This window comes from Pantoea sp. UBA5923 (assembly GCF_002431095.1).
GTDB classification, from domain to species: Bacteria; Pseudomonadota; Gammaproteobacteria; order Enterobacterales; family Enterobacteriaceae; genus Pantoea; species Pantoea piersonii.
Window position 1 is genome coordinate 154413 of record NZ_DJDN01000020.1, and the last position, 17175, is coordinate 171587.

Below are 17175 nucleotides of genomic sequence, written 5' to 3' on the forward strand. Positions count from 1 at the left end.
GACAGTGAGACAGTTCACATTTCCGCCGGTCATGCTAAATGGTCAACCGACAGTTTTTTAGGGTTAAATTTCATTAAATTCAAGAAATTAACTCAATTAACCTTGATAAAAACACGACCAGGAACGCTATTTGACGTAATTCCGCTTTCCCGATAAGTTGGAAATCCGCTGGAAGCTTTCTGGACGGGTGCTCAACTCGTCATATTTATGCAGTAACAGAGATTCCCCCTGTAACAAGACCACGACGCTTGTGACAACGACGCCAACGGCCAGACAGATGGGGCGACAAAGGAGTGCAGCGCACGATGCGCGCCAGCCTGTCGCTTAGCTCTTTCTGCGCCCGTAGCCCGACCAAAGGGAATCCACAGAGCCTGGGGAGGTTCACTGAAATGTTGTATGACAAATCCCTTGAAAAGGATAACTGTGGTTTCGGCCTCATCGCCCATATAGAAGGCGAACCTAGCCACAAGGTAGTGCGTACCGCCATTCATGCGCTGGCCCGTATGCAACACCGCGGCGCGATCCTTGCCGACGGCAAGACCGGCGACGGCTGTGGTCTGTTATTACAAAAACCTGACCGCTTTTTCCGCGTAGTGGCGGAAGAGAAAGGCTGGCGCCTGGCGAAAAATTACGCCGTGGGCATGCTTTTCCTTAGCCACGATGAGGAAGAGGCTCAGGCGAGCCGCCGTATCGTGGAAGAGGAAGTGGTCCGTGAAACCCTCTCTGTGGTCGGCTGGCGCGACGTGCCCGTCAATCAGGATGTGCTGGGAGAGATTGCCCTCTCTTCTATGCCGCGCATTCAGCAACTTTTTATCAATGCGCCGGCTGGCTGGCGTCCGCGCGATATGGAGCGTCGTCTCTATATGGCTCGCCGCCGCGCGGAAAAGCGCATTGAGCAGAGCGACGATAAAGCGTTCTACATCTGTAGCTTCTCAAACCAGGTCAATATCTATAAAGGCCTGTGTATGCCGGCCGACCTGCCGCGCTTTTATCTCGATCTGGCGGATCTGCGTCTGGAGTCGGCGATTTGCCTGTTCCATCAGCGCTTCTCCACCAACACAGTGCCGCGCTGGCCGCTGGCGCAGCCGTTCCGCTATATGGCGCACAACGGCGAAATCAACACCATCGCTGGCAACCGGCAGTGGGCGCGTGCGCGCGCCTACAAATTCAATACGCCGCTGATCCCCGATCTGCAGAACGCCGGGCCGTTTGTTAACGAAACCGGCTCTGACTCCAGCTCAATGGATAACATGCTGGAGCTGTTCCTGAACGGCGGCATGGATTTAGTGCGCGCTATGCGCCTGCTGGTGCCGCCCGCCTGGCAGAACAACCCGGATATGGATCCAGAACTGCGCGCCTTCTTCGACTTTAACTCGATGCATATGGAGCCGTGGGACGGCCCGGCAGGCATCGTGATGTCTGATGGCCGCTATGCCGCCTGTAACCTTGACCGTAACGGCCTGCGCCCGGCGCGCTACGTGATCACCAAAGACAAGCTGATCACCTGCGCCTCCGAAGTCGGCATCTGGGACTACCAGCCAGACGAAGTGGTGGAGAAAGGCCGCGTCGGGCCTGGCGAACTGATGGTGATCGACACCCGTATCGGGCGCATTCTGCATTCGGCGGAAACCGATAACGATCTCAAGAGCCGCCATCCCTATAAAGAGTGGATGGAGAAAAACGTTAAGCGTCTGGTGCCGTTCGAAGATTTGCCTGACAACCAGGTCGGCAGCCGCGAGCTTAACGACCCGCTGCTGGCGACATACCAGAAGCAGTTCGGCTACAGCAGCGAAGAGCTCGACACCATTATCCGCGTGCTGGGCGAGAACGGCCAGGAAGCGGTCGGCTCAATGGGCGACGATACGCCGTTCGCCGTACTTTCCAGCCGTCCGCGCATCATTTATGACTATTTCCGCCAGCAGTTCGCGCAGGTGACTAACCCGCCGATCGATCCGCTGCGTGAAAACCATGTGATGTCGCTGGCCACCAGCATCGGCCGCGAGATGAACGTGTTCTGCGAGGCGGAAGGCCAGGCGCACCGCGTCAGCTTTAAGTCCCCTATCCTGCTGTGGTCCGATTTCAATCAGCTGACCACGATGGAAGGCGAATATTATCGCGCCGATACGCTGGATTGCACCTTCGACCCGGCGACGCAGACGCTGGAGCAGGCGATGCACGCCCTGTGCGACGAGGCAGAGCGTATGGTACGCAACGGCACCGTACTGCTGGTGCTCTCCGATCGCGCTATCAGCGAAAACCGTCTGCCGGTTCCGGCGCCGATGATCGTCGGCGCGGTGCAGACGCGCCTGGTTGAGAAGAACCTGCGCTGCGACGCCAACATCATCGTTGAGACCGCCAGCGCGCGCGATCCGCACCACTTCGCTGTACTGCTCGGTTTCGGCGCGACCGCTATCTATCCTTACCTCGCCTATGAATCGCTGGCGAAGATGGTCGACAGCAACGTCATCGAGAAAGATTATCGCGCGGTGATGCTGAACTACCGTAACGGCATCAACAAAGGTCTCTACAAGATCATGTCCAAAATGGGCATCTCGACTATCGCCTCCTATCGCTGCTCGAAACTGTTCGAAGCGGTGGGCCTGCATGCCGATGTGTCGAGCCTCTGCTTCCAGGGCGTCGTCAGCCGCATCAGCGGCGCGAACTTCGCTGACTTCCAGCAGGACCTGATCAATCTGGCGAAGCGCGCCTGGCTGCAGCGTAAACCGCTGGACCAGGGCGGCCTGCTGAAGTACGTCCACGGCGGCGAATACCATGCCTACAACCCGGATGTGGTCGCTACGCTGCAGCGCGCCGTACAGAGCGGCGAATACAGCGACTATCAGGAGTACGCGAAGCTGGTGAACGAGCGTCCGGTAGCGACGCTGCGCGATCTGCTGGAGCTGCAGCCGGGCACCGAATCGATCCATATCGACGACGTCGAGCCGGCCAGCGAGCTGTTTAAACGCTTTGATACCGCAGCGATGTCAATCGGCGCGCTCAGCCCGGAGGCGCATGAGGCGCTGGCCGAAGCGATGAACTCGCTCGGCGGCTACTCTAACTCCGGCGAAGGCGGCGAAGATCCGGCGCGCTACGGCACCAATAAAGTGTCGCGCATCAAACAGGTCGCATCGGGCCGCTTCGGCGTTACGCCAGCCTATCTGGCCAATGCCGACGTGATTCAGATTAAAGTGGCGCAGGGCGCCAAGCCTGGCGAGGGCGGTCAGCTGCCGGGCGATAAAGTAACGCCTTACATCGCGAAGCTGCGCTACTCCGTACCGGGCGTTACGCTGATTTCGCCGCCGCCGCATCACGACATCTACTCGATTGAAGATCTGGCGCAGCTGATTTTCGACCTGAAACAGGTGAACCCGAAGGCGATGATTTCAGTGAAGCTGGTCTCCGAACCGGGCGTCGGCACCATCGCTACCGGCGTGGCGAAAGCCTATGCCGACCTGATCACTATCGCAGGCTATGACGGCGGCACCGGCGCCAGCCCGTTAAGTTCGGTCAAATATGCGGGCTGTCCGTGGGAGCTTGGCCTGGTGGAAACGCAGCAGGCGCTGGTCTCCAACGGTCTGCGCCACAAGATCCGTCTGCAGGTAGACGGCGGCCTGAAGACCGGCCGCGACATTATCAAGGCGGCGATCCTGGGCGCGGAAAGCTTTGGCTTCGGTACCGGCCCGATGGTGGCGCTGGGCTGTAAATATCTGCGTATCTGTCACCTTAACAACTGTGCGACCGGTGTAGCGACCCAGGATGACAAGCTGCGTAAGAACCACTATCACGGCCTGCCCTTCAAGGTAACTAACTACTTTGAGTTCATTGCGCGTGAAACCCGCGAGCTGATGGCCAGCCTGGGCGTAAAACGCCTGACTGACCTGATTGGCCGCACCGATCTGCTGAAAGAGCTGGATGGCTTCACCGCCAAGCAGCAGAACCTGGATCTCTCGTCGCTGCTGAAAACCGCGACGCCGATGCCGGGCAAAGCGCTGCACTGCACCGAAGGCAGCAACCCGCCGTTCGACAAAGGCGAGCTGAATAAGGCGCTGCATGACCAGGCGATGCCGTTTGTGGAAGCAAGACAGAGTAAGACCTTCTTCTTCGACATCCGCAACACCGACCGCTCCGTAGGCGCGACGCTTTCTGGTGCTATCGCGGCGATCCACGGCGATCAGGGACTGGCGGCGGATCCGATCCGCGCGCACTTCTCCGGCACCGCCGGTCAGAGCTTCGGCGTGTGGAACGCAGGCGGCGTCGAACTGACGCTGACCGGCGACGCCAACGACTACGTCGGCAAAGGGATGGCTGGCGGTATGCTGGCGATCCGTCCGCCGGTCGGCTCCGCGTTCCGCAGCCACGAAGCGACCATTGCGGGCAATACCTGCCTCTATGGCGCGACGGGCGGTAAGCTGTTCGCCGCAGGCCGCGCAGGCGAGCGTTTCGCGGTGCGTAACTCTGGCGCGATTACGGTCGTTGAAGGGATTGGCGACAACGGTTGTGAATATATGACCGGGGGCATTGTCTGCGTACTGGGCCGCACCGGCGTGAACTTCGGCGCTGGCATGACGGGCGGCTTCGCCTACGTGCTGGATGAAGACGGCGAGTTCCGCAAGCGCGTCAACCCGGAGCTGGTGGAAGTGCTTAACGTCGACGAGCTGGCGATCCACGAGGAGCACCTGCGCGGCTTAATCACCGAACATGTGCAACACACCGGTTCCAGCCGCGGCGAGGAGATCCTTGCCAACTGGCCGCTCTGGTCGTCGCGCTTCGCCCTGGTTAAACCCAAGTCCAGTGATGTTAAAGCGTTGCTGGGTCACCGCAGTCGTTCCGCAGCCGAGCTGCGTGTGCAGGCACAGTAATAGTTCGCCCCGTCTGGCGCGTCGCGCCGGACGGGATAGCCGTAAGAGGTTACGATGAGTCAAAACGTCTATCAATTTATCGACTTGCAGCGCGTTGACCCGCCAAAGAAGCCGCTGAAAATTCGTAAAATTGAGTTTGTGGAAATCTATGAGCCCTTTTCCGAGAGCCAGGCGAAGGCGCAGGCCGATCGCTGTCTCTCCTGCGGTAACCCTTACTGCGAGTGGAAGTGTCCGGTTCACAACTACATTCCTAACTGGCTGAAGCTGGCGAACGAAGGCCGCATTATGGAAGCGGCGGATCTGTCGCATCAGACCAACAGCCTGCCGGAAGTGTGCGGACGCGTTTGTCCACAGGATCGTCTGTGCGAAGGCTCCTGCACCCTGAACGACGAGTTCGGCGCGGTCACTATCGGCAATATCGAGCGCTACATCAACGATAAAGCGATGGAGATGGGCTGGAAGCCGGATATGTCGCACGTTAAACCGACCGGCAAGCGGGTGGCGATCATCGGCGCTGGCCCGGCGGGCCTCGCCTGCGCCGACGTGCTGACGCGTAACGGCGTGAAAGCGGTGGTTTACGATCGCCATCCGGAAATCGGCGGCCTGCTGACCTTCGGCATTCCGTCGTTCAAGCTGGAAAAAGAGGTGATGATCAAACGCCGTAAGCTCTTTACCGAAATGGGCATTGAGTTCCAGCTGAATACTGAAGTGGGCCGCGACATACAGATGAGCGACCTGGTGAACGCCTATGATGCGGTTTTCCTTGGCGTCGGCACCTATCAGTCGATGCGCGGCGGACTGGAGAATGAGGATGCGCCAGGCGTCTATGATGCGCTGCCGTTCCTGATCGCCAACACCAAACATACCATGGGCTTTGCGCAGCAGGACGACCAGCCTTACGTCAATATGGAAGGCAAGCGCGTTGTGGTGCTGGGCGGCGGCGATACCGCGATGGACTGCGTACGTACCTCAATCCGTCAGGGCGCAACGCACGTGACCTGCGCCTATCGTCGTGATGAAGCGAATATGCCAGGCTCGAAACGCGAGGTGAAAAACGCGCGTGAAGAGGGTGTGGAGTTTCAGTTCAACGTGCAGCCGCTGGGCATCGAAATCAACGCCAGCGGTCGCGTCAGCGGCGTAAAAGTGGCGCGTACCGAGATGGGCCAGCCCGATGCGGCAGGACGTCGTCGCGCTGAGATCGTGGCCGGCTCGGAGCATGTGCTGCCCGCAGACGCAGTGGTAATGGCGTTCGGTTTCCGTCCGCACAAAATGGAATGGCTTGCCGATTTTAGCGTAGAGCTGGATGGCCAGGGACGCATTATCGCGCCGGAACACGCGGAGAGCGCCTTTCAAACCAGCAACCCTAAAATCTTCGCCGGCGGCGATGCGGTGCGCGGTTCAGACCTGGTGGTGACAGCAATTGCCGAAGGCCGTAAAGCCGCAGAAGGCATTATGGACTATCTGGAAGTGTAAGCTTCTACAGCGACAAAAAAGCCGGCTATCGCAGCCGGCTTTTTTTTATCTTTTATTTCACCACGCGCAGCGACGGGCGATTGCCGCGCGGCGGCGGATCGTCATCCGGCGAGTTGTCTTCTTCGGTGGCATCGTCCGGACGATCGCCATCAATTACTGACATCACAGGATCGGCCGGCGTCTCTTCCGCGTCCTGTGCGCCCAGCTCATAGGCCGGTTCCGGCTCGAACATAGTGCCCGCGCCATTTTCACGCGCGTAGATTGCCAGAATAGCGGCCATCGGCACAGAAACCTGACGCGGCACGCCGCCGAAACGCGCATTGAAACGCACTTCGTCGTTGCCGAGTTCCAGATTGCCGACCGCGCGCGGCGCAATGTTCAGCACAATCTGGCCATCGCGCGCGTACTCAAGCGGCACCTGAACGCCTTGCAGATTGATGTCGACCACCAGATGCGGCGTCAGCTGGTTGTCGAGCAGCCAGTCGTAAAACGCGCGCAACAGGTAAGGACGACGGGCTGAGAGTTGCGACATTTCCATAGATTAGCCCCGGGCTTGCAGGCGCATTTCACGTTCCGCTTCCGTCAGTGAAGCGAGGAAAGAGTCACGCTCAAATACGCGATTCATATAGCCTTTCAGTTCTTTCGAACCGGCGCCAGCAAGATCGATGCCCATAGACGGCAGACGCCACAGCAGCGGTGCCAGATAGCAATCCACCAGGCTAAACTCCTCGCTCATAAAGAACGGGGTGCGGGCGAACAGCGGCGCAATCGCCAGCAGCTCTTCACGCAGCTGCTTACGCGCGGCTTCCGCTTCCTGACCGCTGCTTTTTTCAATGGTGTGCATCAGGCTGTACCAGTCCTGCTCGACGCGGTGCATCATCAGACGGCTTTCGCCACGCGCAACCGGATAAACCGGCATCAGCGGCGGATGCGGGAAGCGCTCGTCCAGGTATTCCATAATGATGCGGGATTCATACAGCGTCAGTTCGCGATCTACCAGCGTCGGCACAGTGCGATACGGGTTGAGGTCAATCAGATCCTGCGGCAGGTTATCCATTTCGACCTGCTCGATCTCTACACTAACGCCTTTTTCAGCCAGTACGATGCGTACCTGATGGCTGAAAATGTCAGTAGGACCGGAAAACAGCGTCATTACCGAACGTTTGTTGGCAGCGACAGCCATGAAAACCTCCAAGTTTGTTCACAAAAAGTTACTGCGAATAGCCAACCACACGGCGACTCACCTGCTCAATCGTTCGCTCACAGCCTGCGCTAGTCTTGTCTCTCCGACATCCCGACGGTTGACCGACATAACACGCCGACTTATGGGCGCAAAGTGACACAGAGTTTACCAGATTTTGGGCAGCTTGTGGGCGGGGATTCGAGATTTGCGGGGAATTTGCGAGCAGCGCAGGGATTTTAGCGCTATTCAGACGCGCCGAAGGGGAAAATAAAAAACCCGCCGAAGCGGGTTTTTTGTGCCAATCGTAGCAGCCGGAGCCGCAAACAATTAACGCTTGGAGAACTGCGGACGACGGCGTGCTTTACGCAGACCGACTTTCTTACGTTCAACCTGACGTGCGTCACGGGTAACGAAGCCCGCTTTACGCAGTTCAGCACGCAGAGATTCGTCGTACTCCATCAGAGCGCGGGTGATGCCGTGACGGATCGCACCTGCCTGACCAGAAATACCACCACCTTTAACGGTGACGTACAGATCGAATTTACCAACCAGGTCCAGCAGCTCAAGCGGCTGACGAACTACCATGCGGGCAGTTTCGCGACCGAAATACTGTTCCAGAGAACGTTGGTTGATAACGATGTTGCCACTGCCCGGCTTAATGAATACGCGAGCGGTGGAGCTTTTGCGGCGACCAGTGCCGTAGTTTTGAGTTTCAGCCATTGCCTGTAATCCCGATTAAATGTCAAGAACTTGCGGTTGCTGTGCCGCATGGGTGTGCTCGTTGCCCGCGTAAACTTTCAGCTTACGGAACATTGCACGGCCCAGCGGGCCCTTCGGCAGCATGCCTTTAACCGCGATTTCAATCACACGCTCAGGACGGCGAGCAATCATCTCTTCAAAGGTCGCCTGTTTGATACCACCGATGTGGCCGGTGTGGTGATAGTAAATCTTGTCAGTACGCTTGTTGCCGGTAACGGCGACTTTGTCAGCGTTCAGAACGATGATGTAATCACCAGTATCAACGTGCGGAGTGTACTCCGCTTTATGCTTACCACGCAGACGGCGCGCCAGTTCAGTCGCCAGGCGACCCAAGGTTTTGCCAGTTGCGTCAACAACATACCAGTCACGCTGTACGGTTTCTGGTTTAGCTGTAAAAGTTTTCATCGAAAAGCTTACCCAAATTAAGTTACACGTTGGTGAAAACCCAAACGCTTAAGTAAACGGTTGAGGCTCACACGACCATTTTGACCAGCAAGCCCACCCCTTCGGATAGAGTTACCGGAGCACAACGGATTCGGGAAATAAATCCAGTTGCTGTAACGTGGGGTCGCAAGATTATAGAGAAGTCGATTACAAAAATCGAACTCTATTTGATCTTTTTATTGGGCGCGATCAGGGCAGATGCGGCAGCCGCAGATACTCTTCGCTCTGCATCTCCTGCAGGCGCGACAGGCAGCGCTGATACTCAAATTTCAGCCGCGTGCCCTGATAGATTTCAAACAGCGAGGTTTCCGCCGCGACTACCAGTTTGACGTGGCGCTCGTAGAACTCATCCACCAGCGCGAGGAAGCGTCGCGCCTGATCTTCGGTTTTATAAATCATCACCGGCACGTCATAGAGCAGCACGCTGTGAAAGCGACGCGACAGCTCGATATAGTCATGCTGGCTGCGCCCTTCCCCGCACAGCGTCAGGAAGTCGATCGCCAGCACACCTTCACTGACACCCAGCGTCGGCATCTGACGATGGTTAATCTCCAGCACCGGCGCGTCGTCGCGCGCGCTGCCCGCCAGCGCCTTAAACATGCGTTCCATTTCGGCGTGCGTCGCCTCGTTCAGCGGCGAGTTCCACAGGTGCGCTGAGGTCAGGGTGCGTAGCCGGTAGTCGATGCCGGCGTCGACGTTCATCACGTCGCAGTGCTGTTTGATCTGCTCAATTGCTGGCAGAAAGCGCGCGCGCTGCAGGCCGTTGCGGTAGAGATCGTCCGGTGGAATATTCGACGTCGCCACCAGCGTGATGCCGCGCGCGAAGAGCGCCTCCATCAGCGTGCCGAGCAGCATAGCGTCGGTAATATCGGAGACGAAGAATTCATCGAAGCAGAGAATATCCGTTTCGGCTTTAAAACGGTCGGCGATCGTCAGTAAAGGATCGCTCTGTCCCTGCAGCTGGGTCAGCTCTTCATGCACGCGCAGCATAAAGCGATGGAAATGCAGGCGCAGCTTGCGGTTGCCAGGAATAGACTGAAAAAACAAATCCATGACCCAGGTTTTGCCGCGCCCTACGCCGCCCCACATATAGAGGCCGCGCACCGGCGCCTGCGTTTCGCTTTTCTCTTTGCCCATCAGTCGGGACAGGCGGCCAAATAATCCTTTGCCGCTCGCAGGTTGCTCAGGCTGACGCGCGATCAGCGCCCGCTGAACGGCGTCCAGTCGGGTGATCGCTTCACGTTGTACATCATCGGGTTTAAAGTCGCCCTGCGACAGCGCCTGCTCATAGCGCGCAAGCGGAGATGAGGTTTGCATGGTTCTCTCAGAATCCCTGATAAGGTCTTATTCACAGTTCGGTTGATGAAAAAAAGGCCGCTCTACACTAAGGCATGCCGCCTCAGAGTTCCACATCCATAAGATTAACGGGTATAGTGGCTATTATTGAAATGGTGGATGCCCTACAAGCAACGGAAATTACATGGGAGTCATTATGACCTGGGAATACGGGCTAATTGGTTTAGTAATTGGCATTATTATCGGCGCGGTTGCCATGCGTTTTGGTAACAAAAAGCTGCGTGAACAGCGTAGCATGCAGTACGAGCTGGAGAAGTCTAAAGCGGAGCTGGCGGATTACCGCGAAGAGCTCACTAACCACTTCGCGCAGAGCGCAGAGCTGCTGGATAATATGGCGCGCGACTATCGCCAGCTTTATCAGCATATGGCGAAAGGATCGAACGATCTGCTGCCGAACCTGCCGGGCGAAAAAAATCCTTTTGCCTATCAGCTGACTGAAGCGGAAGCGGATAACGATCAGGCGCCGGTTCAGATCCCGCGCGACTATTCTGAAGGCGCTTCCGGCCTGCTGCGTGGCGAACGCGCCGCGCGCGACTAATCTTATTGGGGCGCAATCACGTTGCGCCCCGCATTTTTGCGAACCCGACCCTGAATCAGCTGTCACATACGTTTACTCCCCCACTTTTCGCAGCGAGAGCGTTGTAGCAATGAAAAAACAAGCACGACTGTTAAGCGCATTAGCCTTGAGTATTGGGATGAGCCTTGCCGCGGCGCCTGCTGCGATGGCGACATTACCCGCGCAGATTCAGGGCCAGCCATTACCCAGCCTGGCGCCGATGCTGGAAAAAGTGTTACCGGCGGTAGTCAGCGTCCATGTTGAAGGTACGGAAGCGGCCAGCCAGGCGCAGGATATTCCTGAGCCGTTAAAACGCTTTTTCGGTCAGGGACCGGGCGGCGATCAGGCGCAGCCTTTTGAAGGATTGGGCTCCGGCGTGATTATTGACGCCGCTAAGGGCTATATCCTCACCAATAACCATGTGGTTAACGGCGCGGACAAAATCAGCGTGCAGCTTGGCGACGGCAGCGAATATGACGCGAAGCTGATTGGACATGACGAACAGACCGACATCGCCCTGATTCAGGTTGAAGGCGCGAAGAACCTGACCCAGGTGAAAATCGCCGACTCCGATCAGCTGAAAGTGGGCGACTTCGCCGTGGCGATCGGCAACCCGTTTGGTCTGGGTCAGACCGCCACCTCCGGCATTATCTCTGCACTGGGCCGCAGCGGGCTTAATCTGGAAGGCCTGGAAAACTTTATCCAGACCGACGCCGCTATTAACCGCGGCAACTCCGGCGGCGCGCTGGTCAATCTTAATGGCGAGCTGATCGGCATCAATACGGCGATCCTGGCCTCAAGCGGCGGCAATATCGGCATCGGCTTCGCTATCCCCAGCGACATGGCGATGAATCTGGCGCAGCAGCTGATTAAATATGGCGAAGTGAAACGCGGCCAGCTCGGTATCAAAGGTACCGAAATGACGGCGGATATCGCCAAGGCGTTTAACGTCGATGCGCAGCGCGGCGCGTTCGTCTCCGAGGTGCTGCCACAGTCCGCCGCCCAGAAAGCGGGGATTAAGTCAGGCGATATTATCACCTCGATTAACGACAAGCCGATCACCAGCTTTGCTGAACTGCGCGTGAAGGTGGGCACCACCGCGCCGGGCGAGAAAGTGAAGCTCGGCCTGCTGCGCGACGGCAAGCCGCTCTCGGTCGAGGTAACGCTGGAGCAAAGCGCGCAGAGCACTGCGAGCGCCCAGTTAATGTCGCCTGCGCTGCAGGGCGCAATGCTGAGCGACGGCGCGACGAAAACTGGCGATAAAGGCGTGAAGATCGACAGCATTGAAAAAGGCACGCCTGCTGAGCAGGTCGGTCTGCAAAAAGATGATGTGATCGTCGGCGTTAACCGCACGCGCGTTAACAGCCTCGCTGAGATGCGCAAGGTGCTGGAAGGTAAACCGCCGGTGCTGGCGCTGAACGTGGTGCGCGGCGACGAATCTATCTACCTGCTGCTGCGTTAATCTTCTCTACAGGCGAACAACACGATCGCGTGTTTGTTCGCCTTTCTCGTGCTATTCTGCCCTGCGATCTCCCCCTGGCGTAAGTTAACACCATGTTTCCTAAACTTTTGCGTTCAGTGGTGTTGGGCCTGATAGTCGCGGGCATTTTGCTTGCGGCGCTGCCCGCACTGCGTATGGGCGGCACCAGCGCCCTTCTCGACCATGACGACAGCAACGATAAGACGCCATTCAGCTTTAATGCCGGCGTACGCCGCGCTGTGCCCGCAGTAGTCAACGTCTACAACCGCAGCGCCCACGGCAATAACAACCGCGGCATTACCACGCTGGGTTCCGGCGTGATCATGAACGCTAAAGGCTACATCCTTACCAACAAGCACGTTATCAACAACGCCGATCAGATTATCGTCGCGCTGCAGGATGGCCGTTTCTTTGAAGCCAACCTGGTAGGTTCGGACGCAATGACCGATCTGGCGGTGCTGAAAATTACCGCCTCCAGCCTGCCGGTTATCCCGATTAACCCACACCGCGTGCCGCATATCGGCGATGTGGTGATGGCGATCGGCAACCCCTATAACCTGGGCCAAACCGTTACGCAGGGTATTATCAGCGCCACTGGCCGCGTCGGGTTGAGCTCATCGGGGCGCCAGAACTTCCTGCAAACTGACGCCTCCATCAATCAGGGCAACTCCGGCGGCGCGCTGATTAACTCGCTGGGCGAGCTAATGGGCATCAACACCCTGACCTTTGATAAAAGCAACGACGGCGAGACGCCGGAAGGCATTGGTTTCGCCATTCCTACCGCGCTGGCGAGCAAGATTATGGATAAGCTGATCCGCGACGGCCGCGTTATTCGCGGCTATATCGGCATTACCGGGCGCGAGCTGCCTGCGCTGCATAATCAGGGCAGCGGTATCGATCACGTTCAGGGCATTATCGTTAGCGTGGTGACGCCTGGCGGCCCGGCGGAGAAAGCGGGCATTCAGGTGAATGACGTGCTGCTAAGCGTCAACGGCAAACCGGCCGTTTCCGCTCAGGAGACGATGGATCAGGTCGCGGAGATCCGCCCAGGGTCGGTGATTAAAGTCGACGTATTACGCAACGATCAGAAGCTGACGCTGCCGGTCACTATTCAGGAGTTTCCTGACAGCGAGAACTGATTCTAAGGCGGTTGCCTCTTTCAGACAGCTTCAGCGTTGAGAAGTGGGTAGCGGGAGCCGAAGAGCAAAGCGTCCCGCGCCAGGGAAGGCGCGGGCCGAGCGAGCAAGGATGCCTTGAGCGACTTTGCGATCGGTTCCCGCTACCCGCTCAGGCCCGGAAGCTACAGCCGCAAGGCCCTTTTCTAACTGCGATCCACCGGGAAAGCGATAACCTCGCTCAGCGAATCCGCCTTCAGCGCCAGCATAATCAGACGATCCACGCCGAGCGCCACGCCGGAACAGGCAGGCATGCCATGCGCCAGCGCATCCAGCAGAAAATTATCGACCGGATGCTGCGGCAGCCCACGCGCTGCGCGCCGACGGTTATCCTGCTCAAAACGCTGACGCTGCTCGCGACTATCGGTCAGTTCACGGAAACCGTTCGCCAGTTCCACGCCTTTGTAATAGACCTCAAAACGCTCCGCAACGCGGTGATCTTCAGTGCTGATCTCGGCCAGCGCCGCCTGGCTGGCTGGAAAATGGTAAACGAAGGTCGGCTTATCAATGCCAATCTTCGGCTCTACGCCCAGCATAAACAGCAGCATCAGCAGGGTATCGCGATCCTCTTCGCGGTTTGCCAGTTCGCCTTCACCCAGCTTCTCCGCCGCTTCGCGCAGCTGCGCTTTATCGGCTGACAAGGGGTCGAGATCGAGATGGCGAATAAACGCCTGCTGGTAAGAGAGCGACTCAGCGCTGTCGCACTCCAGCACCTGCTGCAGGAGATCGTCAACCTCATTCATCAGGCGATACATATCGTAGTGCGGACGATACCACTCCAGCATGGTGAATTCAGGATTGTGGTGACGACCCGCCTCCTCGTTACGAAAGCAGCGCCCCATCTGATAAATGGGCCCGCTGCCTGCGGCCAGCAGGCGCTTCATATGGTATTCCGGGCTGGTCATCAGCCAGAGATCGCGTCCCTGCGTCGCGCCGGGGCCAACAAAGCGCGTCTGAAAGGGCACCAGATGGATATCGGTGACGGTCGCCTGGCTCATCGCCGGCGTATCGACCTCAAGCACGCCGCGATCGGCAAAGAAACGTCGAATTTCCGCGAGGATAGCCGCACGTTTCAACAAATTGGCAATGGGTGCGCTCGGCTGCCAGCTTGCCGTTTCGCTCATGGTGATGACTCCGTATACAAATAAGGGGTGGAAGTCTACCTGCAATGCTCTCGGCAGACAATGAGCCGCCCAAACCCAGGGAAAAATCGCAGCGGCATCTATACTTAATCTGTTCAGCTAAAAAGGAATCGTGTATGTCCCCATGGAAAACCTTTATTGCAGGCCTGAGTTCTGTGCTTTCAGTAGCCTGCTCTACCACGCCGCCGAAAAACGTTACCGTTGTCGAAGGGTTCGACAGCCAGCGTTACCTCGGCACCTGGTATGAAATAGCGCGTCTCGATCACCGCTTCGAGCGCGGCCTGGAACAGGTGACCGCAACCTATAGCCCGCGCGATGACGGCGGTATCAAGGTGGTTAACCGCGGCTACAAGCCGCAGAAGCAGAAATGGCAGGAGAGCGAAGGCAAGGCGTACTTTACCGGCGATCCGCAGCGCGCCGCCCTGAAAGTCTCGTTCTTTGGACCTTTCTACGCCGGATACAACGTTATCGCACTGGATAAGGATTACCGCTATGCGCTGGTGTGCGGCCCCAACCGTCACTATCTCTGGATATTATCGCGCACGCCGCAGCTGGAAGAAGGCGTGAAGCAGAAGCTGGTGGATCAGGCGCGGCAGGCCGGTTTCCCGGTGGATGAGCTTATCTGGGTCAAACAGAAATAACCGGTACGAAGAGATCGTACCGGCTTGAAGAATTTACTGCGCAGTACGCTGAATAGCCTGGCCGCCCGCTTCTACGTCCTCGCCGACACCACGGGTGGTGTTACAGGCGGACAGCAGAGAAGAGAGCACCAGCACTGAGAAAATCGCAACAATACTTTTCTTTAACATGGCAATGTCCTTTTTGTGGTTGCAGTCAAGTACAGCGCTTTAAGCATAGACTGCTTATGGCCAAACGGACTGAAACGCGCAGAAAAAAGGTTATCTACCGGGTCTATTTTGCCGCGCGCGAGATGGCGCCGCCAAGGTGGGAAACATCTTCGCCGAAGCCATGAAAAGTATTACAGGCGCTGAGCGCGGAACAGGCCAGCAGCACAAGAGTGAAAAGCGTTAGCTGTTTTTTCATTCTTCTTTACTCACCAAAGAAAAAGGCGCATCCCAGGATGCGCCTTCGCACTTATTTTACGCGTGACACGTATTCGCCGGAGCGGGTATCGACTTTAACCACTTCGCCGATCTGTACGAACAGCGGCACTTTTACCACTGCGCCGGTCGCCAGTTTGGCAGGCTTGCCGCCTGTACCAGCGGTGTCGCCTTTCAGGCCCGGATCGGTTTCAATAACTTCTGCTTCGATAAAGTTCGGCGGCTGAACGGCGATGGCTTTGTTGTTCCACAGCGTGACGATACACTCTGAGTTGTCCTGCAGCCACTTCTGCACGTCTTCCAGGATCTTCGCTTCGACCTGGTACTGTTCGAAAGTTTCCGGGTGCATAAAGTAGAAGAAGTCGCCGTCGTTGTAAGAGTACTGCAGCGTCATATCAATAACATCCGCACCTTCAGCTGAGTCGGTAGACTTGAAGGTTTTCTCAACGCGCGTACCGGTCAGCAGACGACGCATTTTAACGCGTGCGAATGCCTGGCCTTTACCTGGCTTAACGAATTCACTGGATTCGATGGCATAAGGTTCGCCTTCGAACATGATTTTAAGACCGGAACGAAAATCGTTGCTAAGATAAGTCGCCATAAAGGCCCTCTGTAAATATTGAACTGGTAATAGCCAAAAAAATGGCACACATTGTAACCCTAAAAACCCCTTCCAGAGAAGATTGGTTGCAGCAACTTGCTGATGTTGTCACCGAACCTGATGAATTACTGCAACTTTTAGGCCTCGAACAGCATGCCGAACTGGCAGCTGGCCATGATGCCCGCCGGCTTTTCGCGCTGCGCGTGCCGCGCGCCTTTATCGCCCGCATGAAACCAGGCGATGCGCAGGATCCCTTGCTGCTGCAGGTGCTCACCCAGCGCCAGGAGTTTATCCAGGCGCCAGGCTACAGCGCCGATCCGCTCGACGAACAGAGCAGCGTGGTGCCGGGCTTATTGCATAAGTATAGAAACCGCGCGCTGCTGCTGGTTAAAGGCGGCTGCGCGGTTAACTGTCGCTACTGCTTCCGCCGTCACTTTCCCTATCAGGATAACCAGGGCAACAAACGCAACTGGCAGACGGCTATCGACTATATCGCGGCCCATCCCGAGCTGGACGAAATCATCTTCTCCGGCGGCGATCCGCTGATGGCGAAGGATCATGAGCTGGCGTGGCTGATCGACGCGCTGGCGCAGATCCCGCACCTGAAACGCCTGCGTATCCACAGTCGTCTGCCGGTCGTGATCCCGGCACGTATTACCGACGGGTTGTGCCAAATCCTCGCCGAAACGCGTTTACAGGTATTGATGGTGACGCATATCAACCATGCGCAGGAGATCGACGAAGCGCTGGCGGCTGCCATGCAGCAGCTTAAGCGCGCCGGGGTCACCTTGCTGAACCAGAGCGTGCTGCTGCGCGGCGTCAATGACAACGCGCAGACGCTCGCCAGTCTCAGCAACGCCCTGTTCGACGCGGGCATCCTGCCCTACTACCTGCACGTTCTGGATAAGGTGCAGGGAGCGGCGCACTTTTTTGTCTCCGACGAAGAGGCGCGCGCGCTGGTACGCGAGCTGCTGACGCAGGTGTCTGGGTATATGGTGCCGAAGCTGGCGCGCGAGATTGGCGGCGAGCCGAGCAAAACGCCGCTCGATTTGCAGCTGCGTCAGGAGTAGAGAGGTCCGGCTGCCC

Annotated in this window: 16 protein-coding genes; 7 read left to right on the forward strand and 9 right to left on the reverse strand. The window is 57.5% G+C overall.

What is annotated here, in order from left to right:
- Positions 1 to 389 precede the first annotated feature (389 nt).
- Positions 390 to 4859 carry a glutamate synthase large subunit gene (gene gltB / locus B3797_RS05345; RefSeq protein ID WP_311783251.1) on the forward strand — a complete coding sequence of 1490 codons (4470 nt, stop codon included), beginning with the start codon at positions 390 to 392 and terminating at the stop codon, positions 4857 to 4859.
- A 54-nt stretch (positions 4860 to 4913) separates the two neighbouring features.
- Positions 4914 to 6332: a glutamate synthase small subunit gene (locus B3797_RS05350; protein ID WP_311783252.1), complete on the forward strand. Its 1419-nt coding sequence runs from the start codon at positions 4914 to 4916 to the stop codon at positions 6330 to 6332.
- Positions 6333 to 6384: 52 nt separating this feature from the next.
- Here the strand turns inward: B3797_RS05350 and sspB are convergent, their stop codons facing one another.
- The 5 genes from sspB to zapE all read right to left on the reverse strand — a co-directional run bounded on the left by sspB (position 6385) and on the right by zapE (position 10035).
- Entirely contained in the window at positions 6385 to 6870 is a 486-nt protein-coding gene (sspB, locus tag B3797_RS05355; RefSeq protein ID WP_311783253.1) for a ClpXP protease specificity-enhancing factor, read from the reverse strand.
- A gap of 3 nt (positions 6871 to 6873) precedes the next feature.
- The gene (gene sspA, locus B3797_RS05360; RefSeq protein WP_033749254.1) at positions 6874 to 7515 is read right to left on the reverse strand and encodes a stringent starvation protein SspA; all 642 of its coding nucleotides are present in this window, start codon (positions 7513 to 7515) and stop codon (positions 6874 to 6876) included.
- Between the two features lie 327 nt (positions 7516 to 7842).
- On the reverse strand, positions 7843 to 8235 hold the full coding sequence (gene rpsI, locus B3797_RS05365; protein WP_031375459.1) for a 30S ribosomal protein S9: 393 nt from the start codon (positions 8233 to 8235) through the stop codon (positions 7843 to 7845).
- 15 nt (positions 8236 to 8250) lie between these two features.
- A complete protein-coding gene (gene rplM / locus B3797_RS05370; protein ID WP_033793286.1) occupies positions 8251 to 8679 on the reverse strand; it encodes a 50S ribosomal protein L13 in 429 nt (142 codons plus the stop codon).
- 228 nt (positions 8680 to 8907) lie between these two features.
- Positions 8908 to 10035, reverse strand: coding sequence for a cell division protein ZapE (zapE, locus tag B3797_RS05375; protein ID WP_311783254.1), 1128 nt, complete (start codon positions 10033 to 10035; stop codon positions 8908 to 8910).
- A gap of 175 nt (positions 10036 to 10210) precedes the next feature.
- Here zapE and zapG point away from each other — a divergent pair, with 175 nt between their 5' ends.
- From zapG to degS, 3 genes are all read left to right on the forward strand, one after another.
- The gene (gene zapG / locus B3797_RS05380; RefSeq protein ID WP_120455884.1) at positions 10211 to 10612 is read left to right on the forward strand and encodes a Z-ring associated protein ZapG; all 402 of its coding nucleotides are present in this window, start codon (positions 10211 to 10213) and stop codon (positions 10610 to 10612) included.
- A gap of 109 nt (positions 10613 to 10721) precedes the next feature.
- On the forward strand, positions 10722 to 12092 hold the full coding sequence (gene degQ / locus B3797_RS05385; RefSeq protein WP_311783255.1) for a serine endoprotease DegQ: 1371 nt from the start codon (positions 10722 to 10724) through the stop codon (positions 12090 to 12092).
- 92 nt (positions 12093 to 12184) lie between these two features.
- On the forward strand, positions 12185 to 13249 hold the full coding sequence (gene degS, locus B3797_RS05390) for an outer membrane-stress sensor serine endopeptidase DegS (protein WP_311783256.1): 1065 nt from the start codon (positions 12185 to 12187) through the stop codon (positions 13247 to 13249).
- Between the two features lie 182 nt (positions 13250 to 13431).
- Here degS and epmA read toward each other — a convergent pair whose 3' ends face one another.
- Positions 13432 to 14409, reverse strand: a complete 978-nt coding sequence (gene epmA / locus B3797_RS05395; RefSeq protein WP_311790582.1) for an elongation factor P--(R)-beta-lysine ligase — start codon at positions 14407 to 14409, stop codon at positions 13432 to 13434.
- Positions 14410 to 14543: 134 nt separating this feature from the next.
- Between epmA and B3797_RS05400 the strand changes: the two genes are divergently transcribed.
- Positions 14544 to 15068, forward strand: coding sequence for a lipocalin family protein (locus B3797_RS05400; protein ID WP_311790583.1), 525 nt, complete (start codon positions 14544 to 14546; stop codon positions 15066 to 15068).
- 33 nt (positions 15069 to 15101) lie between these two features.
- Here B3797_RS05400 and B3797_RS05405 read toward each other — a convergent pair whose 3' ends face one another.
- From B3797_RS05405 to efp, 3 genes are all read right to left on the reverse strand, one after another.
- Positions 15102 to 15236 (reverse strand): entericidin A/B family lipoprotein, encoded by a 135-nt coding sequence (locus B3797_RS05405; protein ID WP_033749247.1) that lies wholly within the window; start codon positions 15234 to 15236, stop codon positions 15102 to 15104.
- Between the two features lie 103 nt (positions 15237 to 15339).
- Entirely contained in the window at positions 15340 to 15471 is a 132-nt protein-coding gene (locus B3797_RS05410; RefSeq protein WP_120455318.1) for an entericidin A/B family lipoprotein, read from the reverse strand.
- A 51-nt stretch (positions 15472 to 15522) separates the two neighbouring features.
- Positions 15523 to 16089, reverse strand: a complete 567-nt coding sequence (gene efp, locus B3797_RS05415) for an elongation factor P (protein WP_311783259.1) — start codon at positions 16087 to 16089, stop codon at positions 15523 to 15525.
- Positions 16090 to 16130: 41 nt separating this feature from the next.
- On the opposite strand from efp, the gene epmB reads away from it, so the two are divergent.
- Positions 16131 to 17159: an EF-P beta-lysylation protein EpmB gene (gene epmB / locus B3797_RS05420; RefSeq protein ID WP_311790584.1), complete on the forward strand. Its 1029-nt coding sequence runs from the start codon at positions 16131 to 16133 to the stop codon at positions 17157 to 17159.
- The last annotated feature ends 16 nt before the right edge of the window (positions 17160 to 17175 follow it).

Coding starts and splice junctions, on each gene's coding strand:
- gltB (WP_311783251.1), top strand. CDS start 390: ATGTTGTATGACAAATCCCTTGAAAAGGATAACTGTGGTTTCGGCCTC.
- B3797_RS05350 (WP_311783252.1), top strand. CDS start 4,914: ATGAGTCAAAACGTCTATCAATTTATCGACTTGCAGCGCGTTGACCCG.
- sspB (WP_311783253.1), bottom strand. CDS start 6,870: ATGGAAATGTCGCAACTCTCAGCCCGTCGTCCTTACCTGTTGCGCGCG.
- sspA (WP_033749254.1), bottom strand. CDS start 7,515: ATGGCTGTCGCTGCCAACAAACGTTCGGTAATGACGCTGTTTTCCGGT.
- rpsI (WP_031375459.1), bottom strand. CDS start 8,235: ATGGCTGAAACTCAAAACTACGGCACTGGTCGCCGCAAAAGCTCCACC.
- rplM (WP_033793286.1), bottom strand. CDS start 8,679: ATGAAAACTTTTACAGCTAAACCAGAAACCGTACAGCGTGACTGGTAT.
- zapE (WP_311783254.1), bottom strand. CDS start 10,035: ATGCAAACCTCATCTCCGCTTGCGCGCTATGAGCAGGCGCTGTCGCAG.
- zapG (WP_120455884.1), top strand. CDS start 10,211: ATGACCTGGGAATACGGGCTAATTGGTTTAGTAATTGGCATTATTATC.
- degQ (WP_311783255.1), top strand. CDS start 10,722: ATGAAAAAACAAGCACGACTGTTAAGCGCATTAGCCTTGAGTATTGGG.
- degS (WP_311783256.1), top strand. CDS start 12,185: ATGTTTCCTAAACTTTTGCGTTCAGTGGTGTTGGGCCTGATAGTCGCG.
- epmA (WP_311790582.1), bottom strand. CDS start 14,409: ATGAGCGAAACGGCAAGCTGGCAGCCGAGCGCACCCATTGCCAATTTG.
- B3797_RS05400 (WP_311790583.1), top strand. CDS start 14,544: ATGTCCCCATGGAAAACCTTTATTGCAGGCCTGAGTTCTGTGCTTTCA.
- B3797_RS05405 (WP_033749247.1), bottom strand. CDS start 15,236: ATGTTAAAGAAAAGTATTGTTGCGATTTTCTCAGTGCTGGTGCTCTCT.
- B3797_RS05410 (WP_120455318.1), bottom strand. CDS start 15,471: ATGAAAAAACAGCTAACGCTTTTCACTCTTGTGCTGCTGGCCTGTTCC.
- efp (WP_311783259.1), bottom strand. CDS start 16,089: ATGGCGACTTATCTTAGCAACGATTTTCGTTCCGGTCTTAAAATCATG.
- epmB (WP_311790584.1), top strand. CDS start 16,131: ATGGCACACATTGTAACCCTAAAAACCCCTTCCAGAGAAGATTGGTTG.